Raw genomic sequence first — 6,897 nt, forward strand, 5'->3', positions numbered from 1 at the left:
CCAGAGCCGGTTCCACCACCCTGTCCCGAAGGAAAGCCTGGTCCAAAGGTGGGTAATAAGCCATAGGCAGTTTCTCTTTCAGGGTCGGATCCAGCTGGCGTCCGGCATAATGATCCGGGTTACCGGTGAGAATGACCCGGTGTTTTGAGCTAACCTTGACAGGGTGGCCATTCACATAGATACAGGGTTCCGGTTCCCATAAGCCGTTTAATGACGCCAGCAATCCGGTTTTGGCCAGGTTCGCTTCATCCAGAACCAGAGTGAGATAGTGTCCGTCTTTGTCGGGTGTCCTGGCCCATTCCATCAGCATCCGGTTTTGCTGTTCCGTAGAGCGGTCACCATCGGGGTGTTCTTGCCACTGCCAGCGTTGCATCAGGGTCTGTTCGCTGTCAGAAGGCCCAAGGGACAGCACTGAAGCCTCTCCCGAAGCCTCTGCCATTCTGGCAGAAAAGTAACTTTTCCCGGTGCCGGTTTCTCCTTGCACGAATATAACGGGAGAGTCTGCTAACCGGTCATGGAGTCGTGATAATCGACGACTTTCACGATCCTTCTGATTAGTCGAGCCGTGATAAAGATCGTCCGCCAGCGCTGACATGGGCTGATCGGCAGAACCTTGCCATTCCAGTGATTGAGACAGTCGGTTTTCTACGTATTCAATTCGCTCAATGCGTTCTTCGTCAGGGTTCTCTGCGTCATGTTCTCTTCTGGCCATGTGAAAACAATCAGTGGCCAGAGCGAGAATGGCATCGGACCGCGTCTGCCCTGGTGACAAAGGTAACCGCCAACCAGAAGCCAGTGCATCTTGCAAACGTTTGATCTGTCTTGATGGCCTGATGGCTAACCGTAGACGGGGCGCTGCTGCCGGATCGACCTGCAACTGATGCGCCATTGCCTGACGTTGTTGTTCAGGCGCATGAGCCACGATCATGGCACAGAACCTGCCCAGAACTTCTTTTTCATCACACTTTGAAAATGGTTTTTCATAAGACAGTTGAAATGGGCAGTCCTTAAATAACCGCGGGTCAAAAACTCGGGCCAGTGGCCATAGGTTTTGCTTCACAAACGTTCTGTCCAGCCGCAGGGAACCGTTGATGATGGCAGTTAACTGATCCGGGTCCACCGAGGGAGGGGGATGCTCATCCGGCTTTTTACAAGCATCCGGCAGTATCCACCAACAAGCCACTTTCATAAAATCCCGCACTACCGGATTCTGTCGGGTGCCATGGGTGATGACGCTGTTAATGGCCTTGCGCCAGTGGCGGGGCAGGAGTTTTGGGGAGTGGTCAACCTGCTGTGCTCGCCGGGCAGTCAGTATCAGGTTATTCAGCAACCCTTCGGTCATTTCAGGCAGTGGGTTACAGAGGTGGGCAGGTACGGTTTTAAACGCATCGTAAAGTTGGTGAAGTGCCTGTTCGGGCAGCTCGGTTCGGGGGATATCGTGCCGGTCCCCATTGATATCCCAGATATCCACCTCAGGACACGGTTTGCCCGTGGTGATCATCGAACGCCATACTGAAGATGGGCTTTTTGCAGACTCAGGCCAGACAACGGTGACCTGGGCTTGTGGGTACGCCTGTAATTGACCATTCACCAACAGAGGTTGCCCGATAACCAGAGGTTCCAGAAGCTCCTGAAGCGTTGGATTACTCTCCAGTCCCCGCATGACGACCGGCTTGCCAGAGGTTAATGCTTCCTGTAAGCCACTCTGATGCCGTCCAAAATGTGCCTTTTGTTCCGAGGTAATACGGAGGTTATCAAACAGCTGGCTGAGACGGGTCTGTTCATTGACCTGAATGACCAGGGGGGCTTTCTGATAATGATTGATCCAGTGGCTGGCCTGAGCTTGTTGCTGATACGTGACGGTATTAAAAACGGCCTGATCTCTCATTGAGTACTCATCGCTTTCTCTCAATCCCAGGGGTTTTGGCTGCCGTTTTGTCTGAGCCACCTGAAGTCGGGGCTTCAGGCCGGTCGTCTCGCGAATCGTCTGCAGTGAACCCAGCAAACAAAACCAGAGTGCCTCAGTGAGGGGAGACGTTACGGTGACGACACCGCCCGCCAGAACTTGTTCCAACAGACGGGTGTTAGGGACGGCATGGCCTTCCGGGGCAATAGCAATCGGGCCCAGCCAATCCCTGATATTACTCTGGTTAATGATGATTGTTTTTTGTGCTGCGTGCTCTTTATCACCTTCTTTGTCGCAAAAGCAGGACAGGCTTTGGAACAGTGAATGAAGCTCGGTATTCTCCACCGGCATCTGATAAAACTGAACATCGTCGGGTAACTGGCAGATCCCCCCATTGCTCTCAAAGCGCTTTTGCGCCAGCATCTGTCGAATGGTCTGTTCAAAGGCCAGATCCTGCCAGTCGGCTCCTTTCAGGATCACCTTTTGTCCGGCCCTCAATGACTTAAACCTGCCGGGGATGTGCTGAATTCGCCCCTGTTGATCCACTCCGGGGCCGCCCAGCAGCAACTGTCGCCAGTTACTGTGTATATGGCAGTCAATTAAAACGGTATTGTCGTCATCCATAGCACTTTCGCTACCGGGAAGCTCGGGCAATAGCGGAGGAACCTCATTGAGGTCCATCGTTGAATCATCACCGGTCTGTGGATCGAACTGCCAGATATTTCCCGGTCGATTAATTCGTCGCCAGAAATCAGCGCCCGGAGCACCACTGGCCTGACCAACCGGTGCCAACTGTTCAGGGGCTGCCAGAACCACCAGAGCAACATGCTCTCCCAGAGGACGTTTCTTCTGACTGACTTTGTCGAACAAACAGGGGTTATCGGGGTCCAGCAGATCGTTAAATTTTGGCAGATCGTCGCTGGTGAGCTTGCGGATGTCCATCACCAGAGTGAGCGGCTGTGACCCTTCAAACAACTTGCCTGAACGCAGGCTGTGACGACCATCGGCGGCAATACTCAATCGGCTCACCAGGTTAGCCTGTGAGAGGTCATCAGGATGGGAAACAAGAATGACATCCTGATGTCCATCGCCGGTCCGGGCGTCTAAAAGCTGTCGAACCTCATCATCACTGCCGACAAAACGAAAGTCGAAGGACTGAGGGGCTTGTTGGAGCGAGCAGTCCATTGACGATACGGTTCTCGCTTTCTCAGGCATCGTTACCGGAGGGGACGATCTATTGAGTTCGGGCGTTACGTCAATGCAGGCTTCGACAGTCTTTTCTGACGATAACTCCAGCTTTGCTACCTTGGCTGGTACGCTATTACCAGAAACGGGTTTCTTTACTTCCCCAACAATCCGGCCATCCATAGTCAACCTTTCTCCTTAAATCTGAAGGACTGCATTGAAACTGTTTGATTGTTTGACCTTCGGATAGGAAGAAAGTTCTATTTGAATGGTTACCTGCAATCCCTTGAAGGAAGTCAGCGATCTCGAAAAAAGACCCATTGGCTGTCGCCGCACAACTGCGTGGATGCAGGAGCAATGGCCGTGTAGGGCAGACTATTCCCAGTCAGTCCACAGAGATTGGTTATCCAATGCGTCACAAAGCGAATTCAAATTCACGCTGTTCACAAACTCCCTGGCAATTTTTTTCAGCTCATAGGGTTTGAGCACCAGAGCATTACTGGCGTTTTGAGCCTGCTTTAAAAAGCAGGCATCCTTACGCGAGTGCTCAAAAACGTAAGAACTATTAATTTGAGTCATCATGGCATACAGCTCTTTTCGTGAGGATGGGTCATGAGAGCCATAGCTGCAAAGCTCCGACGAAGTCCTGAAGGATGCATGGCCCCAGCAATACATTAAACGACCACCCTTTGAGAGGGTCACGTCATACAGGTAATGAGTGAAAGCCTGCTGAATCGCTTGCCAACATCTATGCCTCAGCTTCTTTCTCACCTGTGACACAAAAAAGGAATTCACTTCGGTATTTTCCAATAACTGCTTCAAGTCAGGGCTGGTGTTAACTTTTCGTTGAAACAGGGTTTCGTGCTTTTCCTTTATCGCTCGGGCGTTCCAGTCAGGCCCCCCCACGATAATCACCGGACGCCGGTTCATCTTACCCGAGTTTAACTGCTCAAACGCCGGATCATGCACCAACATTCGTTCTATATTCGGAACGCCCTCAGGTTCGTCCGTCCAGACGATCTGTATGGATGGATCGACAATGTCATTTTCAAGGAGTGGCGAACTCCCATCATGACAATGAGTGATGAAGAAGGTGTCATTTTTTTTCTTTTGGAAGTTTTCGTAGGCTAACTGCCATACCTGGCTATTTTTTTCCCTGGACAAAAATTTCCTGTACCACATTTTCAGGCAGTGGGTGGCTTTAGCCTTCAGTTCATCGATGCTTTCAAGAGCCCACAAAAGCTGCCAATGTTCTTCGGGATTCTCAATACGGTCATCGCAGGTCGGCAGTGGGTCCAGCCAACCCAATGTCAGGGCTTCATCGGCAAGGCGAATAACCGGGGGGGTCTCCAGGTCACTCTTTGACAACATATCCACCATTGAATTCAACCACTGTTGAGGGTTTGCTCCGCCCTGAACAATCATTTTTGAATGCAATGGCTTGAGCAGTTCAGTGACCTGAACTTCGTCACCGTCGGCTAATATTTGCTGTACTGCCTCCGACATCGGTTTGTAGATACGGGTATTATAATAACGGCCGTAACGCACATTACCGACTAATGCCTTCTCGTCAGAACTCAATGTGTCTGTCTCCAGCGACTCTAACATTGAGACACCGGTTGCAAAACCGGTTACATCTTTTCTGTCCCAGAGATTCCTTACTATTCCGGAGTTACTCAGATCATCGGTGACGGGTAATGCACCGCCTGTTTCAAGGGCTGTGTTCAGTTCCTCAAGGCTAATGCCACAGGCTTCAGCCAGAGCTTGCTGTTGTGCTGAATCAGCCCCTTTAAAGAGTTTCTTAATCCTCTTTGATTCGCCGCCAGAACCACTGACCCGCTTGGTGGGTTGGAACTTGGACAGGATTTCTGTTGCCTCGACAGGTGCCCCGCCCAAATCCACGAACTTCCAGGTTTGGCCTCCGTCAACGGAACACTCTGCAAAGGCATGATCACGGTTAATAATTTGCCGACATGGAATCCCAAAATAACGACAAAAAGCAACAAAAACAGGCGCACGATGACGGCAGCTACCTTGCCGCCGTGTTACCAGGAAGTGAAATAAATTTGCACCGTACTCTGGTGCAGCATTACCGGAGAACTGTTGGCAATAGTGCTCGATTGCATTAATTCGTTGCTCCGGGTCTTCAGCCTTTTCTATTGTCTCTAAAAGTTGCTTTACTTCACACGACAGTTCGTCGATGTGCCTAAAGCGCCTGAACAGTTTCTCCAATACTGTTTTCATACCTTCGGAGCAGCGGGCGTCAAAACGGTTTGATGCTTCTGACCAGGCTTCTTCAACAGATGTTTTTTCGCGCGGTTTCCGCTGTTCTACGACATAAGCAAATTGAATATTCTGGTTGTCTTCGGCCTCTGCAACATACAGCGTGTGAAGTCCGGTATATCGATCTCTGATCAGAGTGTATGGCAAATCGGGCTTCATGCGCAGGGCCACGATATAGTCGTCAGGCGTCAGGCTGGGCAATGCATATCGACCATTGTCTGATGCCCAGTCAAAGGTCGCCAGTGTTTGATCGCTCGCTAATGTTACTTCCTGATCAGGCCCTGATAACCGGGCCGGTGAGAGAACTTCGGCCCCCTGCATGTGTTGATCATTAATATCGATGAGTTTGACATCACCCTCAGGAGACACATAAACATCCTTTGCCCACCAACGATACATCCCGGAAGGAAGGCCCGGCCTCTCAAAAATTATATAACTGTCAGCTTGTGGCTTACCCCGGTGCTCATAGCGTGTTCTCCGGTCCAATGCCGGAGCCTCTTCCTCGTGGTCTTCCGGATTGTATTTTTCAGGAGCGTTACCATCGCCGGTAGTTAACGCTTCCTTAATCGATTGTGGCTCATGGCACGTGCTCTGATCCAATGCCGGAGCCTGTCCCTCCCGGACTTTTGCAGCCCGCTCTTCGTCAATATAATCGTCAAACAGATGGCTCGGCAGATCACTCAGCTGATGCCAAAACGCTGGCCACAATTGAACCGTATTGGAATTCCATGCACTTATGCGCCGGTCAGCCTCCTGAAGGTAGGGCTGATTAGCCGATAATGTCAGTGTTTGTTGCTGTTCTTCCGTCATGGGGAGTACGCTATTGGCTTCTACGCCCGTGCGGCTGAATTGATGATTAAACCAGCCTTGCTGCCAGTGTCGGTAAAGTGCCCCGATGAGAAAATCATCCGACTCATTCGGCTTCAGGGGAAGACCGGATGCCTGCCACCTGGCCTGAACCACCCTCTTGATGATTTCGGTTTTGATCTCTTCTTCGGTCTGATGAGTGTTAATACAAATTTCGTGGTTTTGTTCATCAATACTGTTGAGGTCACTGCGTCGTATTAACCACGGGCGATTAATGCCCGGTATCGTGCGGTTGAACCAATCGCAAAGTTCAGCATCGGGCTCTCCTGTAGCTACGGCAATAGCCGATGGCCCGGGCAGTTTCTCCAGTGTTCTTTTGGCAGCCATCAGGTAAAGCCGGTAGTGCTGACTGAGGCATTGATGAAGCCCTTTTTCAGTAAAATCGCCTCCTCTGAGAACCGCTTTGGCGACATTCTGTAAATCAAGGCTGGTCGGTTGCAACGGCAGTTTTTTCTCTTGAAGGTAAGCCCTCAAACGACAATGTTGCTTAGTCAGTTGTTCAGCCAGAATTTTCCCTTGTTGGGTTTGCGGCAACACTTTACCGGCAATGGCCCGTAATTCTGCCTGGCTGTACTGCCTGATAGGCAAATGTCGAAAACGCCCTTTCAGCGCCGGTGATAACGGTTTTCGCCCGCTGTACTCCGGTGGGTTGATGG

2 protein-coding genes are annotated in these 6,897 nt (G+C 51.0%); both read right to left on the minus strand.

From position 1 onward, the window contains the following. On the minus strand, positions 1-3,274 hold a 3,274-nt coding region (locus tag KDK18_RS12875), incomplete at its 3' end, for an AAA family ATPase (protein WP_257255330.1). 192 nt (positions 3,275-3,466) lie between these two features. After that, positions 3,467-6,897, minus strand: a 3,431-nt coding sequence (locus tag KDK18_RS12880) for a transglutaminase-like domain-containing protein (protein WP_257255331.1), incomplete at its 5' end; no start/stop codon positions are given.

The sequence above is a fragment of the Endozoicomonas sp. SESOKO3 genome (assembly GCF_024606255.1).